Raw genomic sequence first — 22,905 nt, forward strand, 5'->3', positions numbered from 1 at the left:
TTTTCAGGGTTTTAAACACTGTTCAATCTTTCATTTTCAAGGTTCATTTGCTGTTGTTCTCAGCAGCAACGTGTTATATGTTATCACATTGTTTTCGCTTTGTCAACAACTTTTTTTATTTATTTTTGGAAGTTTTTCATTTCCTTGCCCCGTTCTCACGGGGCGAGGATTATAATATCAAATGTCACGACAAATGTCAACAGTATTTTTCAACTTTTTTCATTTTTTCGCGGAAATCATGGAAAACGTGTTTTTCGTTACTGTTCACGCATGCGTGAACAGTAACGGGATTTTGCCGATGCTTCGCATCCCAAATCGGCAAAATCTGCTACCAGAACTGTATCATACGGGATTTTCAGTTCAGAAAATCCCTACCTGTGAGCAATAATGTTTTTCCCATATGTATGGAACTTCTGACCTACTGCAGTTCTATAAATGGAGCCGCTACCGTTCTTACTCCATCCGGATTTTCAAGGTTCCATTGGGTAAAGCTGAGTGAGGCGTCTGCAACCGTCTTTCCAAGTGCTGTCAAAAACTCTGGGATCTGGCTTTCTAAAATAGTTCCCAATTCTTCTCCCATTTTTTCTTTTCCCTGTTCCTCGCAGCCATTTAAGTATAGAAGAAACGCAGATTCCGTTTTGTCATTTACCTTCTTTGCAGCTCCGCGGAATCCAAGGACACCGGTCTGGTGTGTACCACAGGAGGACGGACATCCGGAAATATGGATTTTCGGAAGTGCATCTGCCGGAAGGTCTGCTTCCCGCACAGCTTTTACGCACGCCTGCAAAAGTGCCTGGGAATCCCGCACGCCGACCTGGCATACCGATGCACCGATGCAGCTTACGGATGCCTCAAACTCGGTCTTGGCAGTATTACCCGCTGTGATCGCCAGAACTTTTTTAGCTTCTTCGCCAGTCAGATTGATGATATACGCAGTCTCATCCGGTGCAAGGCGCATTTCTGCTTCATCCATTTTCTGAAGCGCATCGCTGAGCGCACACAGTACAGAAAGATCCGGCTGTCCTCCGATCGGATGCCACAGCACAGTATAAAGGCCTTCCTGTTTCTGTTCCAAAGCACGGCTATCAGAAACCGTGCTGCCATCTCCGGTCTTATTCACTTCCATTTTCTGAACCTGAAGCTTCAGATCCTCGCCAGACGCATAGACCTCATCCAGCTTTTCCAGAAATGCTTTTCTGTAATTTTCTGCACCGCCGAGACTTTCCTGCATATAGCGGCTTCTGGCTTTACCACGGTTTTCATAATTTCCATAGGCGCGGAAGGTCAGCCACATTGCCTTGATGTAATAGCAGATATCTTCCGGTTTTACTGCCTCTGCGATCAATACACCAAAACGTGGATTGTTTCCAAGTCCTCCCGCGCTGTAAACATCAAAGCATCCATCCGGGCGGGCCGCAAACCCGAGATCCCGGTAAGTTGCATGCGAAAGATTCTTCGGAGAACTGGAAAAAGCCACCTTCAGCTTACGCGGCATTTTTTCCGCACGGATGAACCCCATCAGGTATTCGCCTGCTGCCTTTGCCCATGGCAATACGTTAAAATATTCTTCCTTGTCGACACCGGAAAGCGGACTGCAGGTCACATTACGCGGAAAGTCTCCGCCTCCTCCCATGGTGACGATTCCAACATCCAGAGCCTGTTCCATAATATCGGCAACGATTGCCCCATCCAGATCATGCAGCTGAATGGTCTGGCAGGTAGTAAAATGTGCCTTGTGCAGCTGGTATTTCCGGATCGTATCTGCAACAAACTTCAGTTTTTCCTTTGTCACACAGCCCCCTGTCATGCGCAGACGCAGCATACTGGCCTTTCCACCTTTCTGGGCATAGCTTCCGTACAGACCTGAAAATCCTTTGTAAGCATCCTTGCTAAGCTCTCCCGCATAAAACGCAGCTGTCTTTGCCCGAAATGCTGGAATATCCTGTTTCCAGTCCTGGTCATTTCTGATTTCCATACCTTCTCCTCCTAATATAAATTCAGAATTTCCTTGTCTGTGTTATGCTAATTCTTCCCAAAATAAGCATGCAGACTTGCAGATAACTCTTTCATACGCAATGTAAACCCGCAGGATCTGTTTCCAGCCTTTCAGGATACATAGAGCACAATTTCCTATGGAACAATAAAAGCATCTGATTCGCTCAGATACTTTTGATTTTATCACAATTCACGTTTCATGGAAACGGATTTCGCACATTTTCTATGATCCGCCGGATTTTCACCGGGTCTTTCAATCCTTCTGTTTCCACTCCGCTGCTGCAATCTACCCCAAACGGATGAAACTTCTGAATTGCTTCCCGCACATTTTCCGCCCGCATACCGCCGGCTAAAAACCAGGGTTTTTGAATTGCTCCTACCTGCTTGATCAGGGTATGGTCAAAGGTGTGTCCGGTTCCGCCGCTTCCGGCATCCAGCAAAAGATAATCCGCTTCGCTTGCATCCCAGCGTTTTAATTCATGATCCTGCTTCATGGACACCGCACGGATCACCGGGATATCCGGACGGATGCTTCCGATCAGCTGGTACAGGTTATACGAAAAACTGTCATAATTATCAATCAGTACGATCATGCTTCCATGCCCTCCTCTGCTTTCTTTACTGCAAGAACCACAGCTCTTGCCTTATTTAAGCATTCCTGGTATTCACTTTCCGGCACACTGTCCGCCACAATTCCGGCTCCGGAGCGGGCGTAAACCTTGCCTTTTTTGCATAAGCGATACGGATCGCAATACAGACATCTAAGTTTCCGGAAAAGTCCAGATATCCGATAGCTCCGCCGTAGATGCCGCGCCGGCTGCCCTCCATCTCCGCTTCTAGCTGATTGGAAAGCACTACCTGGAAGATATCTCCCTCCCGGATGTAACGTTTTCCCTTTTCCACCATCTCGCAGTAGGCTTCTTTGGAAAAAGCCGGTTTGAAATCAGTTTTCAGTTTTAACGGCTGCTCCGGTGCCGGCTTTCCGTTTCGGATCAAGTTCACCAGTTTTTCCAGCTCCAGCTGCGCCTTGTAATACTCCTGTTCCAGTGCACCGGTCTTCATATTCACGATCAGAATAATCTTCTGGCGGAAATTATCAAATGCAATGACCTTGTCAAACAGCATCAGGTCTACATCCTGAAAGGAATCCGCGTCGCCTTTTTCCAGCTTCAGCTTCGGTTCCGCATATCAAGAAAAGTGTAACGGCCCCAGCGTTTGGATTTCTCCACGCTCTCTCACAGAAACAGGGAAAGACGATTTCAGGAATACATGATTGCGTCTGTCAGAAGGACTTGAAACAAAAAATCCCGTCCTGAACAGACTTCCTGTGAATTGAAATCTGTCAAGGACGGAATTGGAAATTTAATTTACCAGATCACCCGCGGTGCCACCTTGCTTCGCGAAACCTTCCATGGATAAAGATAAAATCTATAGAATTCCCGCGCACTTTTCGGAATACCAACATATTCCCGGCAACTAACGTATGCCCTCACGTCGCAGAATACTAGGCCTTGCGGCTTTTGACTGCGCCCTCAGCGGTCCATTTAACAAGCTGCGTTCTGACGGTCCTCGGCCCTCCGTCTCTTTATTTCCTTTTGTTCTTTTTCGCCGAAAATGTCGTCCTGTGTTTCTGCCAGTTTTCTTCTAGAGCTGTCAGTTTTGGGACTTTTCTGAAGCTTCGCCATTATGGATTTTCTGCCGGTTCCTGATCTTCCGGAATTTCCGGCGCAAGCGCCAGCGTAAACCAGAACTCCACGCCGTCTTCCCGGTTTGCCACGCCATACTGCTGGTGATGGGCTTCCATGATTGCCTTGACGATGGAAAGTCCGATGCCGCTTCCGCCGTAAGCGCGGGTGCGGGCCTTATCCACCTTGTAGAATTTCGTCCACAGGTTTGGCAGGTCTTCCTCCGGGATCGGATTGCCATTATTGTATACATGAATCTTCGCCACTTTATCGGTTACATCACTCCAGATGCGGATCTGATGTTCCCCGCCAAGATGGTTCATTGCATTCGTCAGATAGTTCGTCACAACTTCCTCGATCTTGAATTCATCACCCATGACCATAAGAATCTCCGGCATGTCCACGGTTACCTTTGCCTCATTCTGCTGGATCAGGATGCCGGAGGAATTGATCAGGTCATGAACCAGTTCTGAAATATCAAAGGCTTCGATACTCGGGGTATCGTTTCCAAACTCCAAAGCCGTCAAGGTCAGTAGCTGACGCACCATCTTATTCATCTTGTTGGCTTCATCCATGATGACCTCGCAGTAGTAATTGCGGCTTTCCACATCCTCACACATGCCGTCGCAAAGGCCTTCTGCATAGCCCTGGATCAGCGCGATCGGCGTCTTTAATTCATGGGAAACATTCGCGATGAATTCCTTTCGCATCTCATCGATCTGGATTTTTTCATCAATATCGTGCTGCAGCTGTTTGTTGGCAGCCTGCAGTGCACCAATGGCATCTTTTAAGCTGTAGGACAGCGAGTTCATGCTGCGCCCCAGAATACCGACCTCATCCTCTGCGTCGTCCTCATAAGCAACATCAAAATTCAGCTTTGACATCTCCTCGGACAGGGAAGATAATTTCAAGATTGGCTTGGTGATGCGGTTGGTCACAAAGCACATCAGGGCACTTCCAAATACCAGCGCGATCAGACCGACCCAGGTAGTAAACCGGTTGGACAACTCCACGCTCTCCCGGATGCTTGCAAGCGGCATGGACATGATGAACATGGTCCGGTTGTCGGAAAAATAGCCCCAGCTCTCCATATATGTGCCGCTGGAACGGAAATCCATGTTCTTCTCAACCACATAATTGTCGTGCTGTTTTAACACCTGCATGTGCTTCTGACCCTTGCCCAGTACATAGCGCTGCAGCTTCTGGGTCAGGAAGTCGCTGTCACGCCCGGATGTAATCAGAGCTTTTCCCGTATCACTGTCGATCAGGGTCATGGCAATGTTGTTCTGCTCACTGTAGCTGCGGATCGTCCCAAGAAGCGTTCCCTGTTCCTGCGGCAGGCCAGCCGGAAGATCTTCTGCCGGAACCTCGTCATCTTGTTTCGGAGATTCTTTCGGTGTGTCTGCGCCGGATGCTTCACCTGAAGCATCGGCGTTATCGGAATCTTCCTCGCCTTTTGCTGTCTGCTTCCAGATTTCCCACTCCTGCTCCAGCTCTAATTTCAGGACATCTCCGATATTTTCATTTTCCCCGACCTTTTCCTGGATGACTGTATCAATATCGGTATAAGCCTCTTCCATCACCTTCAGTTTCTGATCCACATAATAGCGCTCCAGCCACCAGGAATTGACCCCCCAGATGGCCAAAAGCATCGCCGCCATAAGCCCTACAAAAATCAGCATGATCCGGTGACGGATCGAATGAAATTGAAAAACTTTTTTATGCTTCATCAGTCTACCTCGAATTTATACCCCATACCCCAGATGGTCTTGATATAATTGCCCTTCTCACCCATCTTGCTGCGCAGTTTTTTAACATGGGTATCGATCGTGCGGGCATCCCCGAAATAATCATAATTCCAGACATTGTTCAAAATCTTCTCCCTGGACAGCGCAATGCCCTGGTTTTCCACAAAGTAAGTCAAAAGTTCAAACTCTTTGTAACTTAAGTCAACCGGTTTTCCGTCAATCTCGACCAGGTGCGCCGCCTTGTCAATGCGGATACCGCCCACTTCCATGGTCTCGCTCACCGCTACGTTGGACCGGCGCAGAATCGCCTCCACTCTCGCAACCAGAATCTTCGGGCTGAACGGTTTGGAAATATACTCATCCACTCCAAGCTTAAATCCCTGGAGTTCATCGCGTTCCTCACCACGGGCTGTCAGCATGATGACTGGCACCTGGGAATACTGGCGCACCGTCTTCAAAACTTCCCAGCCGTCCATCTTCGGCATCATCACATCCAGAATGATCAGTGAAATATCTTTCTGTTTAAAAAAAATATCGACCGCCTGCTCGCCGTCCTCCGCCTCGATCACGGAAAAGCCCTTGATTGTCAGGAAGTCTTTGACCAGCTTGCGCATTCTGGCTTCATCGTCTACTACTAATATTTTTAAGGAATCCATTATGTATCGTCTCCTCTCTGTAAATGCTGATTCACACAGAATTTCTGCTGCTGACTGTACCCTGCAGCCTGCAGTTTTCCTTCTTTTTCCCCATTTTAGCAGATATTTTTCTGGTTTTCCACGTTTTCACAGAGATTTCACAGATACAACCCGAACTCTGTAAAAGGGCTCCGGAATGCCGCCATATGGCAGCATTCCAGAGCCCTTTTCCTAATCAAATTTATTGCGTTTTTATTCTTCTGTCTTCTCAGCCTCTTCGCACACCTCGATGCCAAGCTCCTCAAGCTGCTTCGGATCTACCGGGGTCGGTGCCTCGGTCATCAGGCAGGAGGCATCCTTTACCTTCGGGAATGCAATGACCTCACGGATGCTGTCGCAGCCGCCCATCAGCATGACCACACGGTCAAGGCCGTATGCCAGACCAGCGTGCGGCGGTACTCCGTACTTGAATGCTTCAAGCAGGAAGCCGAACTGCTCCTGTGCCTTCTCCGGTGTGAAGCCCAGTACCTCGAACATCTTGGACTGGATGTCGCTCTGGTGGATACGAACGGAACCACCACCGATCTCGGTACCGTTTAATACGATATCGTATGCTTTTGCGCGTACTGCGCCCGGATCGGTATCGATCAGGTGCCAGTCTTCGTCCATCGGCATGGTGAATGGGTGATGCATTGCCACGAAACGTCCCTGCTCCTCGGAGTACTCCAGTAACGGGAACTCAGTTACCCACAGGAACTTGTAGTCGTCTTTCTTCAAGAGGTCAAGCTGGCGTGCGATCTCCAGACGCAGGTTGCCAAGAACATCCCATACAACTTTGTTCTTATCTGCTGCGAATAACAGCAGGTCGCCCGGCTTACCATCCATAGCGGAAATGAGGGCTGCCATCTGGTCCTCGGTCATGAATTTTGCGAAGGAAGACTTGTAGCTGCCGTCCTCCTGGATTGCGATGTAAGCAAGACCCTTTGCGCCGTAGCCCTTTGCGAACTCAACCAGTGCGTCGATCTTCTTACGCGGCATATGGCCCTGTCCCTCTGCGTTGATACCACGGACGGTACCGCCGTTTTCGAGTGCGCCCTTGAATACGACAAACTCGCAGTCTTTGACTACATCGGATACGTTCTTTAACTCCATACCAAAACGCAGGTCCGGCTTATCGGAACCGAAACGGTCCATAGCCTCCTGCCAGGTCATACGCGGAATCGGCTGCGGAATCTCTACGTTTAAGATTTCCTTGAACAGCTTGTGTAAGAGACGCTCGTTGACATCAATCACATCGTCTACGTCTACGAAGGAAAGCTCCATATCGATCTGGGTGAACTCCGGCTGACGGTCTGCACGCAGGTCCTCATCACGGTAGCAGCGTGCCAGCTGGAAGTAACGGTCGTAGCCGGAGCACATTAAGAGCTGCTTAAAGAGCTGCGGGGACTGCGGAAGGGCATAGAAGGAACCCGGATGCACACGGCTCGGTACCAGGTAGTCTCTTGCTCCCTCCGGAGTACTCTTGATGAGGGTTGGGGTTTCGATCTCTAAAAATCCTTCCTCTGCCAGGAACTGTCTGGTAAGGATAGCGATCTTACTTCTGAGAAGCAGGTTGCGCTGCATATCCGGTCTTCTTAAATCCAGGAAACGGTATTTTAAGCGCAGTTCCTCTTTGGTCTTGGAGTTCTCCTCGATCGGGAATGGCGGGGTCTCGGACTCAGATAAGATGCGCAGGCTGTTGGCACGTACCTCGATCGCGCCGGTCGCCAGGTTCTCATTGACTGCGCCGGAACGTGCCTCAACACGGCCGGTTACTGCAATGACATATTCACTTCTTAACTTTTCTGCCTTTGCGAAGCTCTCTGCGCCGCAGTCACTCTCCTCGAAGATGATCTGCAGGATACCGGAGCGGTCACGTAAATCTACGAAGATGATTCCGCCCTTGTTTCTGCTTTTCTGCACCCAGCCCATTACGGTCACGTCCTGACCGATGTTTGCTGTGGTGACTTCCGTACACCGATGGGACCGTTTCAGTCCCAGCATTGATTCTGCCATGGTTTTGTCTCCTTATTTCAGCACGGATCACTCCGTGGTTCTTCTGAATTTATAATGGTTCTCATTTAAACCTTATTATTTTAAAGCTGATTTCTTATTTCAAAGTTTTTCTTTATTTCAGTGCTTCCTTATAGAACTCTACAAACTCTGTGTAGCCTTCCTTATTCAGCTGCTCCTTCTGGAACTTCTTGTTCTTGTTCATCATGGAAACCAGCACCTGGACACCGGCTTTACGCTCGTCCATAGCCTGTTTCATGATCTGACCGAAGCGGGACTGGTCCATACCCTTTTCGATGAGGTATGCTTTCTTCGGAGCTGCGTTCTCGATTTCGCCGCCCTGCTCCATAAGAATGGTAACGATACGCTCGAATCCGATGGAGAAGCCGCAGGCCGGGGTATCCTGGCCGGTGAACTTGCCGATCATCTTGTCGTATCTTCCGCCACCTGCAACGGAACCGCCGAAGCCTTCCATGGAAACCTCAAAAATGGTTCCGGTATAGTAAGACATACCACGCACCAGAGTCGGGTCAAAGGCCAGCTTGAAATCAGTTTCCGCAACCTCGGTCACGGTATCCATAATGTTAGCCAGATTCTCTGCAGTCTTTGCATCTAGCACACCGGCTAAGGTCTCACCCAGACCGCGGACTGCTGCTGCATCCTCGCCCAGATTTGCTAACAGGTCTGCATACTTTTCTACGCTCTCCTGTGCATAGCCAAGCTCCAGAAGCTCTGTCTTTACGCCGTCCAGACCGATCTTGTCCATCTTATCCAGGGTGATGAAGACCTGATCCAGTCCATCCTCCGGGAAACCGCAGTAAAGAGCCATACCCTTTAAGATACCGCGGTCATTGATGCGCACGGTAAATGCGTTTTTCGGACAGATCTTGCCAAGTGCTGTGGTCGTAGCCAGGATCAGCTCGATCTCAGCCATATTGGTTGCATCGCCTAAAATATCGATATCACACTGGGTGAACTGGCGGAAACGGCCGCGCTGCGGACGGTCTGCACGCCATACACTGCCCATCTGCAGAGCCTTGAACGGGCTCGGCAGCTGTGCGCCGTTGTTGGAATAATAACGGGACAGCGGCAGGGTCAGGTCGTAGCGGAGTCCGCTGTCTGTTAAATCATTCTCTGTTTCAGCAGTCTCAAGGTTCAGCTTCTCGCCGCGCTTTAAGATCTTGAAGATCAGCTTCTCGTTGTCACCGCCCTGCTTACTGGTCAGGTTCTCGATATGCTCCACACACGGAGTCTCCACCTGAGTAAATCCGAAACTGCGGTAGGTTTCACGGATCTGGTTCATCACATATTCCCGCACCTGCATCTCTGCCGGCAGGATATCACGCATGCCGGTAACCGGCTTCTTTTTCAATGCCATATTCTTTCTCCGTTTTCTATCTTTGTAAATCTCTCTGTGTATCTGAAAAAACACATATTCCTAAAGATTATACTATTCTAAAACACAAAATGCAATCGCAAGTATGTAAGTTACGAGATGTCCGGCAAAAGTTTTGTTTCTGTTTGCACGTACGCACCCGGCAGCAGAGTTACGCTGTGGTTCCCTTACTGCGCAAATAGTTTCTCTTTCCGCTCGATCATCTCATCCACACGGCTGATGTACTGCTCCACGTCTTTGACATTCTCACAGCGCTCGATGCGGTTTTCCTCCGGGAAAAGACGCTTGGTGGTGGTTCCTGCCCCGCAGCCGATGATGGTCTGCTGTTCCTCCATGATGAGCACATTGTAAATGCAGGCTTTTCCCGGTGCCGCATAGCCGACGTTCTCAAAGTTTCCAGCCATATTTTTCTGGCGGTACAGATAATACGGTTCCAGTCCCATTTCTCTTGCGTAGCGGGCCGTTAAGTCGATCATCTCCTGAGTATTCTCGATCTTTAAGTCTTTATAGACTTCTTTCATGGTATTTAAGCGTGCTGCACGCTTGATTGCTAAAGAGTGCACGGTCACGCTGTCCGGTGCCAGGGCCTTCACGGCTTCCATGGTCTCCTGCACGTCCTCTAACGTTTCCTCTGGCAGTCCGATGATCAGATCCATATTGATGTTGTCAAAGCCAACCTCACGGGCAAGCTTGAAACGATCCACCACATCCTCTACGGTATGACGGCGTCCGATGAGCCGCAAGGTGTCCTGCTTCATGGTTTGCGGGTTGATGGAAATACGACCGACCCCGTGTTTCTTTAAGACCTCCAGTTTTTCCCGGGTAATGCTGTCCGGACGTCCTGCCTCCACCGTAAACTCCTGGACGGTAGAGAAATCGAAGGTTGCTTTCAATTTGGTGATGAGCTGATCCAGATCCTCAGGCGAGAGGGAAGTCGGGGTACCGCCTCCAAAGTAGACGGTATCCAGGGTACAGCCCTTTTTCTTCTCTGCCACATAGTCCAGTTCTTTGAATAATGCGTCCAGATACTCCTGAGTGCGGTCCTTCCACTTTCCGATCGGATAAGAGGTGAAGGAGCAGTACAGGCAGGTGGTCGGACAGAACGGAATGCCGACATACAGACTGTATCCCTCTTTATAGTCGATTTTGGAAAGCAGCTGGCGCTCTCTCTGGGCAATCTCAATGCTTAAGTTGATCTTCTCGTTGCTGGTAAAGTAAGTGTCCTTCATGTGGCGGAAGATGCTTTCCGCACTCTCTCCCTCCGCAAATTTGGTCATAGCGATCTTGGTCGGACGGATGCCGGTTAAGGTTCCCCACGGAAGGAGTTTTCCGGTCTGCTGCATCAGCAGCACATAGAGTCTGCGCTTGATCTTGTTCTTCGTCTCGAAACGATTCTCGTAATCAACCTTTAAAACGCTGCTTTCCGCTGCCTCCTGAAGCTCTGCACGCACGCCAGGCTCCAGCGCTTCCATGGAAAACGCCGCAAAAGAACTTCTTCCCAGATGTCCCAGACACAGGTTAAACTCTGTGTGGTCTTCATTTACCGTTCCTTCCACGAAAAAGTCCAGATCATCCTGCATCTCATGGGCGAACGTCTGCCCCGGGTAAAATGCCATCAGAAGTTCCCGGATGTCCTGCTCATAGGCACTGTCATTTAACAAAATTCCGATCATTACCGTCTGCCTCCCTTTCTCACATACGCAGCCACCGGATTGTACTGCTTTTCATGGGCAATCGTCGTGGCATCGCCGTGTCCCGGATAAACCATGATCTCATCCGGCAGCACAAGAAGTTTTTCCGCGATAGAATGCACGATTGCAGACATACTTCCAGTCGGAAGATCGGTCCGGCCTAAAGACTCTGCAAATAAGGTATCTCCGCTGAAGATCACCTCTTCCTCCGGGATGTAATAGCAGACAGAGCCTGCCGTATGTCCCGGTGTTGCCATGACCTTCCACTCCCGGTTCAAAAAGTGCAGCACATCGCCATCGCGCAGCAAATGATCTGCGCTGATGCTGATCTGCTCGGTTCCCATGGTCCCGGAAAGATTCAGGGACGGATCATTTAACATCTTCTCATCGTCCATGTGCACATAAAGCTTACAGCCGTATGTCTTGCGGATATCATCTGCCGCCATCATATGGTCGAAATGTGCATGCGTTAAAAGCACAGCATCCGGTTCCACGCCAAACTCCCGGCATTTGCTGACCAGGTAGTCCGCATTGTCGGCCGGATCGATGATCACCGCCGCCTTTTCTCCCTCGCAAAATACAAGATAGCAGTTTGTGCTGATGCCGCCCAGCACGTAGGTTTTTATTCGAAAATTGCTCATGTTTTGCTCCTTTTTCCCGTTTGATAAATGAAAAGAAAAACTGCGGAACAACTATCCCGCAGTCCTCTCTATATCGATCACGCCCTCGATCTGTCTTAACTTGTCAGTCAGGCGGTTCAGTTCTTCAATTCCATGAATATCAAACGTCATGATTATGGTGGCCTTGCCCTGCTTGCTGGTGCGTACATTCATAGAAGTGATGTCGATCTGACGTTCCGTAAATACCTTGGAAATATCGACAAACATGCCGATCCGGTTATTTGCGTAGATCTGGATCTCTGTGGTGTAGCGCTCCTTGCTGTCTGTATCATCCTCCGGCTGCTGCCACTCTGCTTCAATCAGTCTGGTACGCTCCTCTGACGGAAGGTTGATGATGTTCACACAATCCGTACGGTGAATGGAAACGCCGCGGCCGCGGGTCACATAGCCCACGATCTCGTCACCCGGCACCGGGCTGCAGCACCGTGAGAAACGGACTGCCACATCGTGGATCCCCTTTACCATAATGCCGCCCTTGGACTTCTTGCTGACCTCGGCTTTGTTACCGGACATCTCGCTAAGACCATCTAAAATGTTGGTATCGGTAACTTCCTTGCGGGTTTTCTTGGCACGTTCCTCGATCATCTTGTTGATGACCTGGCCTTCTTTCAAGCCGCCGTGTCCAATGGAAGCCAAAACTGAATCCCAGTCACGGAACGCATAACGCTGCATCACCTTTTCCTGGAACTCCGGCTTGTTTAAGTCCCCAAAGTTGATGCCCTTGGTCTTGCAGTATCGGTCGATCAGTTCTTTACCACGTACAATATTGTCTTCCTTTAACTCACTCTTGAACCACTGGTTGATCTTGTTCTTTGCCTGGGTGCTCTTGACCAGGGACAGCCAGTCCCGGCTCGGTCCCTTGGAATTCTGGGATGTGATGACTTCGATACGGTCACCGTTCTGGACCACATACTCGATCGGTACCAGCTTTCCGTTGACCCTTGCCCCCACCATCTTGTTGCCGACAGCACTGTGGATGGAGTAAGCAAAGTCAATGGTCGTGGAACCGCTCGGAAGCGTCTTGACATCGCCAGACGGGGTAAAGCAGTAAACATTCTCAGAGAATAAGTCCAGGTCACCTTTTACCATGCTTAAGAACTCTTTGGAGTCGCTGGCATCCTTCTGCCACTCCAGGATCTGGCGCAGCCAGGATAACTTCGCAGCTTCGTCGCCTGCCGCGATCTTGCCGCTGCCGCTCTCCTTGTATTTCCAGTGTGCTGCGATACCATATTCCGCAGTACGGTGCATCTCAAAGGTACGGATCTGGATTTCAAACGGCTGGCCATTGCTTCCGATCAGCGTCGTATGCAGGGACTGATACATGTTTGGCTTCGGCATGGCGATATAATCCTTGAACCGTCCCGGGATCGGCTTGTACAGCTCATGGATGACACCAAGTGCCGCATAACAGTCCTTCACGGTCTCGACAATGATGCGGACCGCAAACAGGTCGTAGATCTGGTCCAGTGTCTTGTGCTGATTGACCATTTTCCGGTAAATGCTGAAGAAATGCTTGACGCGGCCATCTACCTTCGCCTCAATGCCCGCCTCTTTCATGTGGGCAGAAACTTCATCTACAATGCCCTTAACAAACTCCTCGCGCGCATCCTTTCCAAGGGAAATCTTCTCAGCCAGGTCGTAATAAACCTCCGGCTGCAGATATTTTAAGGAAAGATCATCCAGCTCTACCTTGATCTTGGAAATACCAAGACGATGGGCGATCGGCGCATAAATTTCCATGGTCTCACGGGCTTTTTCTTTTTGCTTTTCCGGCTTCATATACTGCAGCGTACGCATGTTGTGCAGACGGTCTGCCAGCTTGATGAGGATCACGCGGATATCTTTTGCCATGGCAAGAAACATTTTTCGCAGGTTTTCTGCCTGCATCTCGACCTTATCCTTCGACCAGGACAGCTGGGTCAGCTTGGTAACACCATCTACCAAAAGCGCTACCTCCGGACCAAACTCCTTGGAGAGCTCGTCTAACGTCATGACCGTATCCTCGACAACATCGTGAAGGATACCTGATGCGATCGTCTCTTTATCCATCTCCAGGTCTGCCAGGATAATGGCAACACAAAGAGGGTGAATGATGTAAGGTTCACCCGACTTTCGTTTCTGATCCTTATGGGCCTCATGTGCTACCTTGTACGCCTTTTCGATCAGGGAGATATCGTCCGAAGGATGATACTTCCGGATACTGCGGATCAGGTCCTCATACAATTCTTCCGGGCTGGTAAAATCTGCGGGATTTTCCAGCTCAATGTCCATTTTCTTCTCCGTCTGTTCTTTTGCCATAGAAAAAGCCACCTTTTTGAGCATAGTTATTAAATCATTATAAATATTTTTGTCGGAAAATGCAAGCATTACGTCCCGTAGTTCGCTATTTAGACCATTTGACCGATTTCTAAGCTCTGGTAACCTGATACATCAGCGCATTGCACACAGCTGCCGCAATGTTGCTGCCGCCTTTTCTGCCGCGTGCAACGATGCAGGGAACATCCGACTGGCAGATCAGTTCTTTCGATTCCACGACGTTCACAAACCCAACCGGAGTCCCGATGATGAAATCTGGGTGGATCTCACCATTTTGCATCATCTCATAGAGACGGATCAGCGCAGTAGGCGCATTTCCGATTGCAAAGATGACCGGACCGGAAAGCTTTGCCGCGCGCTCCATGCTGACGATGGCACGGGTCACCCCGCGCTCCTTCGCCTCCGCTGCCACATCCGGATCTGCCATAAAGCAGCGCACGTTTCCGTTTAACTGCTTTAATGCAGCCTTATTCACACCTGCCAGCGCCATGTTGGTATCGGTCACAATGGTAAAGCCGTTGCCGCTCTTCATCATAGCCACGGCCTGCTCCACGGCATAAGGAGAAAAATACAGATTCTCTGCGTAATCAAAATCTGCTGCCGTGTGAATGCAGCGCTTGACCACAGCCAGCTCCCCTGCACTCCAGCTGCCCTTTGGCATCTCTGACTCGATGATCGCCATACTGCGGGCCTCGATCTCCTCCGGACGGACCCACTGCATTTCTTCTATCATAATGTTGTCCTTTCTGATTCATATTCCTCCATAATACGGTATACCGCCTCCATATCCAGAGACCTCCGTACCAGATCTGCCAGCTTATCGTACTGCCTTTCCTTATATTCTTCCATGCTTTTTGCCGTTGCAGTCAGGCTGATGCCTTTTTTTTCTGCAAGCTGGTTTAAAATGGCTCCGGTAAACTCCAGATTGTCGAAGATGCCGTGCAGATAGCTTCCGAACACCAGGCCATCTGCCCGCACGAATCCATCCATGCGGCCGTCTGCAAGACGGACTGCCGGGAATATTTCCTCATTTTCATGAGAAATGTCACTGTTTCCAGTGCCGGTTTCGATTTCTGTCCGGAATGTCTCGCCCATGTGGATCTCATACCCTTTCACGGTCTGTCCCGCACATGCCGTATAAATTCCCGGCAGTTCCTGCAGCGTTCCTTCGGTCTGTGTCCTGGTCTTTTCCGCTGCAAAAATGGTTTCCGCAGCCAGAAGTTCCATGCCGCGCATAGAGCTTCCCGGCTCGCCTTCCACGCCCTCCGGGTCAGAAAGCCGCTCCCCTAACATCTGGTAACCGCCGCAGATTCCGATCAGCGGAACCTGCTCCTCTTTCACCAGTCTCTGGATCACGGCTTCCAGGCCGCTCTCCCGCAGCCATTTTAAATCTGCCATCGTATTTTTGGTTCCAGGCAAAAGGATCAGATCCGGATGTCCCAGATGCGCCGTCCGGTCCACATACCGCAGGGAAACGCCTTCGTAATGCTCCAGCGCATTAAAATCCGTAAAGTTGGAGATGTGCGGCAGATGGATCACTGCCACATCGAGTCCCTCCCGCACCTCGGTCCGCACCAGACGGTCCGACAGACTGTCCTCGTCATCCAGGTCGATTTGTTCCATCGGGATCACACCAACGACCGGAATGTGAAGTTTTTCCTCGATCATGCGAAGTCCCGGCTCCAGAATCTTCACATCGCCCCGGAATTTATTGATCACCAGACCTTTGATACGCGCCCGCTCCTCCGGCTCCAGAAGACTTACCGTTCCATAAAGCGAGGCAAACACGCCGCCCCGGTCAATATCCCCGACCAGAAGCACTGGCGCATTGGCAATCTTTGCCATTCCCATATTCACGATATCATTATCCCGCAGGTTGATCTCCGCCGGACTTCCCGCACCTTCTAAGACAATGGCATCGTACTGGCTTTCCAGACGCTCAAATGCCTCCTTCACAGCCGGGATAAACTCGGTTTTTCTCCGGTAATAATCCATAGCTCTTAAATTGCCGAACACTTCCCCGTTTACGATCACCTGGCTTCCCATCTGGCTGGTCGGCTTTAACAGGATCGGGTTCATGTCCACCGTAGGAGCAATGCCTGCTGCCTCAGCCTGCATCGCCTGTGCCCGTCCGATTTCCAGCCCGTCTTTCGTGATATAAGAATTCAACGCCATGTTCTGGGATTTAAACGGAGCCACGGAAAGTCCGTCCTGTTTCAAAATCCGGCACAACGCCGCCGCCAGAAAGCTTTTTCCCGAATTGGACATGGTTCCCTGGATCATGATTTTCTTTGCCATTTCTAAACCCCCTGACGGAATTCCGTTGTAAAATGCGCGTCGTAAAGCTTGGAAAGTTCAAATGTATCTCCAAGGAAACGCCCCACCGTGACAAGTGCTGTCTTGCGGATGCCTGCTTCTTTTACTTTATCCGCAATATCTGCAAGCGTTCCTGTCACAATTTTCTGGTCTTCCCAGGAAGCCTTATACACCACAGCCGCCGGAGTATCTGCCGGATAACCGCCCGCCTGCAGCCGTCTGCCCAGTTCCACGATCTCCCCGACACTTAAGAAAATAACCATAGTCGTCTGATGTGCTGCCAGTGCCTCGATCTGTTCCCGCTCCGGCACTGCAGTCCGTCCTTCCATGCGGGTCAGGATGACGGTCTGACTCACACCCGGAAGCGTGTACTCCCGCTTTAAGCTGGCCGCTGCCGCCAAAAAGGAACTGACACCCGGTACGATTTCATACGGAATTCCAAGCTTATCCAGTTCTACCATCTGTTCCCGGTGTGCACCATAAATGGACGGGTCACCCGTGTGGACACGGACCACCTTTTTTCCTGCTTCCACGCCGCACTTCATCACATCCAGCACTTCCTGCAGATGCATGGTCGCACTGTTGTAAATCTCTGCCTCCGGCTTTGCTCCGGAAAGCACCTGGGGATTCACAAGGGAACCCGCATAAATGATGATATCTGCCTCATCGATCAGGCGTTTTCCCTTTACAGTGATCAATTCCGGGTCACCCGGTCCGGCTCCGATAAAATAGATCATAAGTTTACTCCTCCTTAAATTCCTGGTACGCCCCCACATGAATTTCCTCAAATGTACTGTTTTCCCGGTACACAGCTTCTGCCATATCCAAAAGCGGAAACAGCATAACCGCTCCGGTCCCTTCGCCCAGCGCCAGATTTCCATAAATACTGGCCTCTAATCCCAGTTTTTCCATCGCCATGGCGCAGGCCGGTTCCTTTCCCATATGGGAAGGAAGCAAAAAGTCTGTCACCTGGGGACAAAGCTTCTGCGCCAGAAGCGCCGCCACCAGGGAGATCAGCCCATCTAACACAACCGGGATCCGGTAAATAGCCCCTCCAAGCATCAGGCCACACATCCCGGCAATATCAAAGCCGCCTACTGCTTCCAGAACCGCCAGCGGGTCTTCCGGGTCCGGCTGATGCAGGGCAATCGCTTCTTTGATGACCTCGATCTTCTTTTCCAGTCCGGTATTGGAAAGTCCGGCACCCCGTCCGGTCACAAGCTCTACCGGAGCCTGCAAAAGCACGCTGGCCACGGCACTGCTGGTCGTCGTATTGCCAATTCCCATCTCCCCGACTGCTAAAAGATCATAGCCTGCATCCTTAAGCTCTGACGCAAGCGTGATTCCGGTATGGATTGCTTCCAAAACCTGTTCATGGCTCATGGCCGGTTCTTTTCTCATATTCCTTGTACCGTTCGCAATACGGCAGCTGCGTACTCCCGGCTCTTTGATTTCCCCAAGCACACCGATATCGACCGGGATCACATCGGCCCCGGCTACCGATGCCATGCGGTTGACACTGGCAATCCCCCTGGCAAAATTCTCGGTCACGACCGCCGTCACACTGCTGTCTGTCTGGGTTACCCCCTCTGCCACCACACCATTGTCGGCACAAAATACCACGACTGCTTTTTTATTCAGACAGATATCTTCCGTCTTCTGGACTCCTGCGATCTTGACCAGAAGCTCCTCAAATTTTCCAAGTCCGTACAATGGCTTCGCAATCCCGTTCCAGTGGTGCTTCGCTGCTTCCACGGTATGGGCATCTGCCGGACGCACGCTCTTGCAAAGGCAGCCAAGCTGCTTTTCCAGATATTGTTCCATGTTACATCTCACTTTCTACGTTACACTTCATGCGTACATACCCGGCAATAGATTTTCATTGCTGTCCGAGCATGCATACCCGCAACAGTTTTGCATCCTCTTTATGGTCAGATGCGGTACCCTCTTGGTGTCACCATCCGCTCCCCAATCTTTCTCGTCTGGGAATTTCCGATAAACACCGTGGTAAACATATCCACCTTCGTATCTTTTAATTCACTTAAGAGCAGCACGCGGGCGCTCTGCCCTTCCCGGCCGATGTTGCTCACAATACCGCAGACCCGGTCTTCCTTTGTCTGCTCCAGAATGATCTCACAGGCACGCTTTAAATAATCCGCCCGCTTCTTGCTGGACGGATTATAAATGCAGATGGAAAAGTCTGCTTCTGCCGCACAACGGAGGCGCTTCTCAATCTTTTCCCATGGAGTTAAAAGATCACTCAAGCTGATCACGGCAAAATCATGCATCAGCGGAGCGCCAAGTACGGCACCTCCTGCCAGGGCCGCTGTCACACCACTGATCACTTCTACCTGGCATTCCGGATATTCCTCCTGCAATTCCAGGATTAGACCGGACATGCCATACACTCCGGCATCGCCGCTGCAGACCATGGCCACGCACTGCCCTTTTCTGGCTTCTTCAAACGCCATGCGGCAGCGCTCTACTTCTTTTCGCATCGGTGTTGTGAGAAACTGCTTTTCTGGGAAATGTCCCCTAAGAAGATCTACATACACCGTATAGCCCACGATCACATCGCTCTGCTCTAAGGCCTTCCGCGCCTCAAACGTCATCTGGTCAAAATTTCCCGGCCCCATGCCGACTACATACACAAGCTTTTTCATTCCAGCCATCCTTACTCCACCTCACACGGTTTCTTTTCCTTTACGATCAGCAGGGAATAATACCCTGCCTGCTCATCGATCTCATCCACAGACCAGAAAATGCGTTCTCCCGGCATGCCACAGTTTTCGATCATACAAGCCTCCATGCCTGCATCCCGGATCCATTGCTTCACCTGTGCCATGTTCTTTCCCATCTTCATGATGATCTTCGTGCCAGGGAGCTTTAATCCCTCCTCGATCTGGTCCGGCTGAGACAAGATGTGGATCTGCTCCTTTCCCTCTGCAATGCCAAGCCCAAGCGTTGCTGCCGTTGCACAGAAGGATGGGATTCCATTCACCATCTCCGTGTGGTATCCCCGCGCTGCGATCCGCTTCTGCACATAAAGAAAGGTCGCGTAGATGGTTACATCTCCCAGGTTTAGGATTCCCACCTGTTTTCCTTCTTTTAAATAGGCTTCCACCACATCCGCTGCACTCTCGTGACTCTCTTCCAGAAGCTTTGCATCCCGCGTCATAGGCATTTCAATGGAAAACCAGGACTTTTCCTGAAGCCCCGGCACTGCGCGGACTGCGATCTGGTAAGCCACACTGTCTGCCACATTCTTTCCCGGCACTGCCAGCACATCGCACTGCTCCATCACCCGGACTGCCTTCAGCGTTAAAAGCTCCGGGTCACCCGGGCCGACACCGATTCCGTAAAGTGTACCTGTCTGTTTTGGATCTGTATGATTCTGCATATTATAATTCCTGCTTTCTGTCCATATTCGAATAGTTTCCCATTTGTTGCTGTTCACGCATGCATACACGACAGGCTCCTTTGGGCCACTGTTCATGCGCTGCGCAAGCAGCAACGGATTTTGCCGATGCTTTGCATTTGGGGTTTCATGGGAAGTATTATAGAGGATTTCCCGCTAAAAGTCCACAGGATTAGCGGAGGCGCGGCTTCTTGGCGCGGCTTCTGGACACGCACACAGATAAGGACCATCCCATGCGGTCTGTACACACAGCAATAGGCCCACAAAAGCCGGAGCATTGCTGTTTGCGCATGGTACAAACAACATCTGCAGCTTCTGTAGGCCTATGATCCTAATTTTTTTAATTATTCGTCAAATGTAATGATCTTTCCAGGATTTAAGATCAGCTTTTCATCAAATGCCAGCTTGATGGACTGGTACAGCTTGTACATCCGGTCACCAACAAACGGCTTTAAGTACTCCAGTCTTCCATTTCCGATTCCGTGCTCGCCGGATAACTGGCCGCCAAACTGTTTGGATACCCCATAAAGCTCGGTCAGGCAGGCGCGGGTTCCCCGGATCCAGTCTTCATCGCTCATGGAGGCGTCACGCAGCATTTCCGTGTGGATGTTTCCGTCTCCGGCATGTCCGCACGGCTCTACACGGATGCCATATTTCGCACCGATGGCCTTTGCAAGACGTACATACTCTGCAATCTTTGCACGCGGAACAACCACATCGCATTCCTCCTGGGCAACGCTCTCTGCCTTCATGCCCTCCAGGATCGCGCCGCGCACAGACCATACCGATGCGATACGCTCTGGTGTATCCGCGATATAGACATCGATCGCTCCGGCCTCCAGTGCCGCATCAGATGCTGCGCTGCAGGCAGCGAACAACTCCTGTTCACTTCCGGCATCGTACATGACGATCAGCACAGCATCGCCCTCCTTCACCGGAAGAAGCTTGTGCAGGTTGCGCTCCACAATATCGATCAGCTCCCGCTCCAGAAATTCAATGGCTGTCGGAACTGCAGGCATCTGCAGAAGACGCGGTACCATATCGATGCAGCTTTCCAAGCTTTCAAACGGCATAACAAGGGTCCGGGTCAGCTTCGGTGCCGGCAAAAGCTTCAGGGTCACCTCTGTGAGGATACACAGGGTTCCCTCGGAACCGATCACCAGATCCTTGATATCGTAACCGGTTGTATTTTTTACTACGTTAGAGGAGAACTGGACGATCTCACCATCTGGCAGGACTGCTTCGATACAACGGACAAAATCACGAGTCAGTCCATAGCGTACTGCACGCATACCACCTGCGTTGGTAATAACATTTCCGCCGATGGACGCTGTTTTTTCACCCGGATCCGGCGGATAGAACAGCCCCTCTGCTGCTGCGGCTGCTGCCACCTCAGTTAACAGCATACCAGGCTGTACCGTGATGGTCATGTTGGCTTTATCCAGGCAGACCAGCTTATTCATCTTCATAACGGATAACAGGATGCCGCCGTACTTACAGCTTGCACCGCCTGCCAGTCCGGTACCTGCACCGCGGACAACGACCGGGATATTCTGCTCCCAGGCATATTTCATGATCTTGCTGACTTCCTGCTTATCCAGCACTTCTACATAAAGCTCCGGCGGAAACACACCGTACTCCGGCATTTCGTCGTGGTAATATTCCCTTGCGATCTCGTCACCGACCCAGACACGCTCCGGCGCAGTCACACTGCGGAGGTAAGCGAAATCCTCTTCAGTCATTTTTTTATATGGAAATGGCATATCACTCACCATCCTTTCTGTTTTTTACATTCTTGACCAGCTCCGGCAACACTGTATACAGATCATCCTTGATCGCAATATGTGCAATGTCAAAGATCGGTGCTTCCGGGTCATTGTTGACTGCAACAATGCATTCTGCACTGTTCATGCAGGCGGTAAACTGGATCGCACCGGACACACCGAAGGTCAGGATCAGCTTCGGCTTTACGGTACGTCCGGACAGGCCGATCTGGTGTGCGGTATCTCCGTATCCATCCTCAATCATCGGACGGGTGAAGCATAACTGGCCTCCTAAAAGCTCTGCCAGCTCCTTTAACTCATCCAGTGCCTTGTCTGCGCCGCGTCCTGCTACAACCAGCACATCCTCCTCCTCGATGGAACGGACATGCTCCAGCACCTTTGCAGAAAGCACTTCGATGCGGGAACGCACCATATCCTCCGTCACGTTACACATGGTAATCTTTCCGGAAACCTTCTCCACCTTCTGTGCACGGTCCATAACCTTATAGCGGACCGTAGCAAACTGCGGCCGTGACTCGCTGATGACGATCTGTGCCATGATGTTTCCGCCAAAGGCAGGACGGATCTGGACCAGATCGGTGTTGGCCTTCATTTCCAGCTTCGTGCAGTCTGCAGTCAGTCCTGTGTGGAAACGGGTCGACAGACGCGGTGCTAGGGAACGTCCCAGAGAGGTTCCTCCGACTAATACAACAGACGGACGCAGCTTGGAAATGCAGTCAGCCACTGCGTCAGCATAGCAGTCAGCCTTAAATCCGTTAAAACCCTCGTGCTCATACACAAAAACCTCATCCACGCCATAAGTCAGAAGCTCTTTTGCATTTTCTGCAGTCCCTGCGCCTCCGACCATGACCGCATAAACCTTGTAACCAACCTTTTTTGCCAGCTTTCTTGCTTCCCCGATCAGCTCAAATACAACCGGATGCACCTTGCCACGCTCCTGCTCCGCATAGACCAGGATCCCGTTCCAGGTACTCTTATCCTCACCGCCGGCCTTCTGTTCAAAATAGAGTGCCTTGCTCTGGCACTGTCTCACGCAGACACCGCACATACGGCAGTTTTCATTTAACGTAATTCCCTTTTTCTCCATGGTAATGGCTTCAAAGGGACATTTATCAATACAGGCTCCGCAAAGGGTGCAGAGCTCCGGATCAAACCGCAATAACTTCATGTATAATTCCTCCGATTTTCC

Annotated in this window: 17 protein-coding genes and 1 pseudogene; all 18 read right to left on the minus strand. The window is 50.7% G+C overall.

From position 1 onward, the window contains the following. Positions 1–418 precede the first annotated feature (418 nt). Positions 419–1,975 (minus strand): nitrite/sulfite reductase, encoded by a 1,557-nt coding sequence (locus DW922_RS15885; protein ID WP_118727088.1) that lies wholly within the window; start codon positions 1,973–1,975, stop codon positions 419–421. A 217-nt stretch (positions 1,976–2,192) separates the two neighbouring features. Beyond that, positions 2,193–2,588 (minus strand): hypothetical protein, encoded by a 396-nt coding sequence (locus tag DW922_RS15890; protein WP_118727089.1) that lies wholly within the window; start codon positions 2,586–2,588, stop codon positions 2,193–2,195. After that, positions 2,585–3,183 (minus strand): annotated as a pseudogene (locus tag DW922_RS15895) (chorismate-binding protein); the annotation flags it as partial. The pseudogene DW922_RS15895 and the gene DW922_RS15890, both read right to left, overlap by 4 nt. Positions 3,184–3,679: 496 nt before the next feature. Continuing rightward, the gene (locus DW922_RS15900) at positions 3,680–5,410 is read right to left on the minus strand and encodes a HAMP domain-containing sensor histidine kinase (protein WP_118727090.1); all 1,731 of its coding nucleotides are present in this window, start codon (positions 5,408–5,410) and stop codon (positions 3,680–3,682) included. Next, positions 5,410–6,084 carry a response regulator transcription factor gene (locus DW922_RS15905; RefSeq protein ID WP_118706801.1) on the minus strand — a complete coding sequence of 225 codons (675 nt, stop codon included), beginning with the start codon at positions 6,082–6,084 and terminating at the stop codon, positions 5,410–5,412. The genes DW922_RS15900 and DW922_RS15905 overlap by 1 nt, the downstream gene beginning before the upstream one ends. Positions 6,085–6,315: 231 nt before the next feature. Further along, positions 6,316–8,118, minus strand: coding sequence for an aspartate--tRNA ligase (gene aspS, locus DW922_RS15910; protein ID WP_118706799.1), 1,803 nt, complete (start codon positions 8,116–8,118; stop codon positions 6,316–6,318). Between the two features lie 112 nt (positions 8,119–8,230). Continuing rightward, positions 8,231–9,493 (minus strand): histidine--tRNA ligase, encoded by a 1,263-nt coding sequence (gene hisS, locus DW922_RS15915; protein ID WP_118543563.1) that lies wholly within the window; start codon positions 9,491–9,493, stop codon positions 8,231–8,233. 185 nt (positions 9,494–9,678) lie between these two features. Further along, the gene (gene hemZ / locus DW922_RS15920; protein ID WP_118727091.1) at positions 9,679–11,184 is read right to left on the minus strand and encodes a coproporphyrinogen dehydrogenase HemZ; all 1,506 of its coding nucleotides are present in this window, start codon (positions 11,182–11,184) and stop codon (positions 9,679–9,681) included. Then, positions 11,184–11,843, minus strand: coding sequence for an MBL fold metallo-hydrolase (locus DW922_RS15925; protein WP_118727092.1), 660 nt, complete (start codon positions 11,841–11,843; stop codon positions 11,184–11,186). The genes hemZ and DW922_RS15925 overlap by 1 nt, the downstream gene beginning before the upstream one ends. Positions 11,844–11,894: 51 nt before the next feature. Further along, on the minus strand, positions 11,895–14,180 hold the full coding sequence (locus DW922_RS15930) for a bifunctional (p)ppGpp synthetase/guanosine-3',5'-bis(diphosphate) 3'-pyrophosphohydrolase (protein WP_118727093.1): 2,286 nt from the start codon (positions 14,178–14,180) through the stop codon (positions 11,895–11,897). Between the two features lie 109 nt (positions 14,181–14,289). Continuing rightward, on the minus strand, positions 14,290–14,931 hold the full coding sequence (locus DW922_RS15935; RefSeq protein ID WP_118727094.1) for a precorrin-8X methylmutase: 642 nt from the start codon (positions 14,929–14,931) through the stop codon (positions 14,290–14,292). After that, positions 14,928–16,496, minus strand: a complete 1,569-nt coding sequence (locus tag DW922_RS15940) for a cobyric acid synthase (RefSeq protein ID WP_118727095.1) — start codon at positions 16,494–16,496, stop codon at positions 14,928–14,930. Before DW922_RS15940 ends, DW922_RS15935 begins: the two co-directional genes overlap by 4 nt. A 2-nt stretch (positions 16,497–16,498) precedes the next feature. Continuing rightward, the gene (cobM, locus tag DW922_RS15945) at positions 16,499–17,251 is read right to left on the minus strand and encodes a precorrin-4 C(11)-methyltransferase (RefSeq protein WP_118727096.1); all 753 of its coding nucleotides are present in this window, start codon (positions 17,249–17,251) and stop codon (positions 16,499–16,501) included. A gap of 4 nt (positions 17,252–17,255) precedes the next feature. Continuing rightward, positions 17,256–18,338, minus strand: a complete 1,083-nt coding sequence (cobT, locus tag DW922_RS15950; RefSeq protein ID WP_118727097.1) for a nicotinate-nucleotide--dimethylbenzimidazole phosphoribosyltransferase — start codon at positions 18,336–18,338, stop codon at positions 17,256–17,258. A gap of 107 nt (positions 18,339–18,445) precedes the next feature. Beyond that, the gene (gene cobJ / locus DW922_RS15955) at positions 18,446–19,177 is read right to left on the minus strand and encodes a precorrin-3B C(17)-methyltransferase (protein ID WP_118727104.1); all 732 of its coding nucleotides are present in this window, start codon (positions 19,175–19,177) and stop codon (positions 18,446–18,448) included. An 11-nt stretch (positions 19,178–19,188) separates the two neighbouring features. Beyond that, positions 19,189–19,914 carry a precorrin-2 C(20)-methyltransferase gene (gene cobI, locus DW922_RS15960; RefSeq protein WP_118727098.1) on the minus strand — a complete coding sequence of 242 codons (726 nt, stop codon included), beginning with the start codon at positions 19,912–19,914 and terminating at the stop codon, positions 19,189–19,191. 362 nt (positions 19,915–20,276) lie between these two features. Then, positions 20,277–21,695, minus strand: coding sequence for an FAD-binding oxidoreductase (locus DW922_RS15965; RefSeq protein ID WP_118727099.1), 1,419 nt, complete (start codon positions 21,693–21,695; stop codon positions 20,277–20,279). A 1-nt stretch (position 21,696) separates the two neighbouring features. Next, positions 21,697–22,884, minus strand: coding sequence for an electron transfer flavoprotein subunit alpha (locus DW922_RS15970; protein ID WP_118727100.1), 1,188 nt, complete (start codon positions 22,882–22,884; stop codon positions 21,697–21,699). Between the last annotated feature and the right edge of the window lie 21 nt (positions 22,885–22,905).

It is taken from the genome of Clostridium sp. AM42-4 (genome assembly GCF_003480105.1).
Taxonomy (GTDB): Bacteria; Bacillota; Clostridia; order Lachnospirales; family Lachnospiraceae; genus Brotaphodocola.

What these genes read in the sequence shown, in the direction of transcription:
- DW922_RS15885 (WP_118727088.1), bottom strand. Translation starts at nt 1,975, where the DNA reads ATGGAAATCAGAAATGACCAGGACTGGAAACAGGATATTCCAGCATTT.
- DW922_RS15890 (WP_118727089.1), bottom strand. Translation starts at nt 2,588, where the DNA reads ATGATCGTACTGATTGATAATTATGACAGTTTTTCGTATAACCTGTAC.
- DW922_RS15900 (WP_118727090.1), bottom strand. Translation starts at nt 5,410, where the DNA reads ATGAAGCATAAAAAAGTTTTTCAATTTCATTCGATCCGTCACCGGATC.
- DW922_RS15905 (WP_118706801.1), bottom strand. Translation starts at nt 6,084, where the DNA reads ATGGATTCCTTAAAAATATTAGTAGTAGACGATGAAGCCAGAATGCGC.
- aspS (WP_118706799.1), bottom strand. Translation starts at nt 8,118, where the DNA reads ATGGCAGAATCAATGCTGGGACTGAAACGGTCCCATCGGTGTACGGAA.
- hisS (WP_118543563.1), bottom strand. Translation starts at nt 9,493, where the DNA reads ATGGCATTGAAAAAGAAGCCGGTTACCGGCATGCGTGATATCCTGCCG.
- hemZ (WP_118727091.1), bottom strand. Translation starts at nt 11,184, where the DNA reads ATGATCGGAATTTTGTTAAATGACAGTGCCTATGAGCAGGACATCCGG.
- DW922_RS15925 (WP_118727092.1), bottom strand. Translation starts at nt 11,843, where the DNA reads ATGAGCAATTTTCGAATAAAAACCTACGTGCTGGGCGGCATCAGCACA.
- DW922_RS15930 (WP_118727093.1), bottom strand. Translation starts at nt 14,180, where the DNA reads ATGGCAAAAGAACAGACGGAGAAGAAAATGGACATTGAGCTGGAAAAT.
- DW922_RS15935 (WP_118727094.1), bottom strand. Translation starts at nt 14,931, where the DNA reads ATGATAGAAGAAATGCAGTGGGTCCGTCCGGAGGAGATCGAGGCCCGC.
- DW922_RS15940 (WP_118727095.1), bottom strand. Translation starts at nt 16,496, where the DNA reads ATGGCAAAGAAAATCATGATCCAGGGAACCATGTCCAATTCGGGAAAA.
- cobM (WP_118727096.1), bottom strand. Translation starts at nt 17,251, where the DNA reads ATGATCTATTTTATCGGAGCCGGACCGGGTGACCCGGAATTGATCACT.
- cobT (WP_118727097.1), bottom strand. Translation starts at nt 18,338, where the DNA reads ATGGAACAATATCTGGAAAAGCAGCTTGGCTGCCTTTGCAAGAGCGTG.
- cobJ (WP_118727104.1), bottom strand. Translation starts at nt 19,177, where the DNA reads ATGAAAAAGCTTGTGTATGTAGTCGGCATGGGGCCGGGAAATTTTGAC.
- cobI (WP_118727098.1), bottom strand. Translation starts at nt 19,914, where the DNA reads ATGCAGAATCATACAGATCCAAAACAGACAGGTACACTTTACGGAATC.
- DW922_RS15965 (WP_118727099.1), bottom strand. Translation starts at nt 21,695, where the DNA reads ATGCCATTTCCATATAAAAAAATGACTGAAGAGGATTTCGCTTACCTC.
- DW922_RS15970 (WP_118727100.1), bottom strand. Translation starts at nt 22,884, where the DNA reads ATGAAGTTATTGCGGTTTGATCCGGAGCTCTGCACCCTTTGCGGAGCC.